Raw genomic sequence first — 1026 nt, forward strand, 5'->3', positions numbered from 1 at the left:
TGCTATTTGCGTGTCTTGCTGATGGGGGCAAACAGGTATGTTAGAAAATAGCGGTAAGGGTTTTATAGGAATACGCCGATATAATTTTGACAAATTTTTACTATATGTTGGCAAATGCGTATGGATAATAGCTGGTTCGAGTTTTCTTAAAATCTCTTTTATAGCAATTCGCTGCAAAAAAGAAGTAATTCTTGGCTTAACGGCATTACCACCAACCCATAGCTCATGGAACATAATATGCCATTTATATTCTTTTTTTATTGAGGCTAATTGTATAGCAAACAAAAATGGCATGCCCCTTTTTTCAAAAGAATAGGGTACAAACTGCAGGCTTATCCAATCAGGATCAAAATTATTTATTCTCATTTTAATACTATCAAGTTTTTTAGAAAGTGTGCCCGATGTAATTCTGACTACCGGCACCAATGTTTCCTCATCAACCTGCATCCCGTCAAAATCGGCATTAATATGGCTGTCATTCAACGCTACAGCTAAAATGTTATGCCCCTGTCTGATCAATTCACCCGCCAAACGGCGCACATAATCTCCGACACCGTTTTTGCCATTTTCTAATGAACCGCAAAAGAAAACTATCTTCATGCTTTTCTGTCTCCAAGTTTTTTTGCCGGCACGCCGCCCCATATTTCATTGGAAGCAATTGATTTATTTACAATCGATCCAGCAGCAACTACAGCGCCCTTACCTATTTCAACCCCTTTTAATATAACCACGTTACAACCAATCCAAACATCGTCTCCAATGCTTATTGCCGTTTCAGGACCTCGCTGTTCACGCATCAATTTACCAAGGCTGGTTCCATGATTATGGTCTATAAACTTACAGCCAGACGCAATCAAACAATTGTCGCCCACGGTAATACCCTTAGTAATATTAAATTCGCATCCAGAACCTATAAATACCTGGTTACCTATTTTAATACCTATCCCCGGGCTCCATATCCCGTCAAATTTAAAATAGATATTATTTTCAAGCCTGCATTTATTTCCAATACTAACCTTATTAGGC

Annotated in this window: 2 protein-coding genes; both read right to left on the reverse strand. The window is 38.5% G+C overall.

Annotated features, from left to right (window positions below; translation table 11 throughout):
* Positions 1-600, reverse strand: a 600-nt coding sequence (locus AC1DPZ_RS27860; RefSeq protein ID WP_477409648.1) for a hypothetical protein, incomplete at its 3' end; no start/stop codon positions are given.
* On the reverse strand, positions 597-1026 hold a 430-nt coding region (locus tag AC1DPZ_RS27865), incomplete at its 5' end, for an acyltransferase (RefSeq protein ID WP_477409650.1). The genes AC1DPZ_RS27865 and AC1DPZ_RS27860, both read right to left, overlap by 4 nt.

The sequence above is a fragment of the Mucilaginibacter sp. P4_G9 genome (genome assembly GCF_056400985.1).